General features: G+C 61.4%; 1 protein-coding gene. It reads right to left on the bottom strand.

The window, feature by feature from the left end; genetic code table 11:
- The coding region (gene hutU, locus PMI21_RS24625) for a urocanate hydratase (RefSeq protein ID WP_081499445.1) at positions 1 to 1,613 on the bottom strand (1,613 nt) is incomplete at its 3' end.
- Between the last annotated feature and the right edge of the window lie 3 nt (positions 1,614 to 1,616).

Raw genomic sequence — 1,616 nt, 5'->3', positions numbered from 1 at the left:
CCGGTAATCATCGGCAGGTTCAGACCTTGCTCTTTCGCACAGTCGATTGCGATCTGGTAACCGGCATCGGCGTGACGCATGACACCGGTGGCCGGGTCGTTGTGCAGCACGCGAGCGATACGCTCGGCCGCTTCGTCAGTACCGTCGCAGACAATCACCATGCCCGAGTGCTGGGAGAAGCCCATGCCGACGCCACCGCCGTGGTGCAGGGAAACCCAGGTGGCGCCGCTCGCGGTGTTCAGCAGAGCGTTGAGCAGTGGCCAGTCGGACACGGCGTCAGAACCGTCTTGCATCGATTCGGTTTCGCGGTTCGGGCTGGATACGGAACCGGAGTCCAGGTGGTCGCGACCAATCACGATTGGCGCGGACAATTCACCGCTGCGCACCATTTCGTTGAACGCCAGACCGAGCTTGGCGCGCAGACCCAGGCCAACCCAGCAGATACGTGCCGGCAGACCCTGGAAGCTGATGCGCTCGCGGGCCATGTCCAGCCAGTTGTGCAGGTGGGCGTCGTCCGGGATCAGTTCTTTAACTTTAGCGTCGGTCTTGTAGATGTCCTGCGGATCACCCGACAGCGCAGCCCAACGGAACGGGCCGATGCCACGGCAGAACAGCGGACGGATGTAAGCCGGTACGAAACCCGGGAAGTCGAATGCGTTTTCCACGCCTTCTTCTTGCGCCATCTGACGGATGTTGTTGCCGTAGTCGAAGGTCGGCACGCCCATTTTCTGGAAGTCCAGCATCGCTTTAACGTGCACGGCCATCGATTGCTTGGCGGCTTTGACCACGGCAGCAGGTTCGGTCTTGGCGCGAGCGCGGTATTCGTCCCAGGTCCAGCCGGCTGGCAGGTAACCGTTGAGCGGGTCGTGGGCGCTGGTCTGGTCGGTGACCATGTCCGGACGCACACCGCGACGAACCAGTTCCGGCAGGATTTCAGCCGCGTTGCCGCACAGGGCGATGGAGACAGCCTTGCCTTCGGCAGTGTATTTGGCGATACGAGCCAGTGCGTCGTCGAGGTCTTTGGCTTGCTCGTCGACGTAACGGGTTTTCAGGCGGAAATCGATGCTGATCTGCTGGCATTCGATGTTCAGCGAGCAAGCGCCGGCCAGGGTTGCAGCCAGAGGCTGAGCGCCACCCATGCCGCCCAGGCCAGCGGTCAACACCCACTTGCCGGTCAGGTTGTCGTTGTAGTGCTGGCGACCGGCTTCGACGAAGGTTTCGTAGGTGCCTTGAACGATGCCCTGGCTGCCGATGTAGATCCAGCTGCCGGCGGTCATCTGGCCGTACATGGCCAGGCCTTTGGCGTCGAGTTCGTTGAAGTGTTCCCAGCTCGCCCAGTGCGGAACCAGGTTGGAGTTGGCGATCAGAACGCGTGGGGCGTTGCTGTGAGTCTTGAACACGCCGACTGGCTTGCCGGATTGCACCAGCAGGGTCTCGTCGTCGTTCAGGTTGGTCAGGCTTTCAACGATCTTGTCGTAGCATTCCCAGTTACGTGCCGCACGACCGATACCACCGTAAACCACCAATTCTTTAGGGTTCTCGGCGACTTCCGGGTCGAGGTTGTTCATCAGCATGCGCAGCGGCGCTTCAGTCAGCCAGCTCTTGGCGGTCAGCTT

Origin of the sequence: Pseudomonas sp. GM18 (assembly GCF_000282195.1) — a bacterium.
In the GTDB taxonomy this organism is placed as follows: domain Bacteria; phylum Pseudomonadota; class Gammaproteobacteria; order Pseudomonadales; family Pseudomonadaceae; genus Aquipseudomonas.
This window is presented reverse-complemented; position numbering and strand designations above follow the sequence as displayed.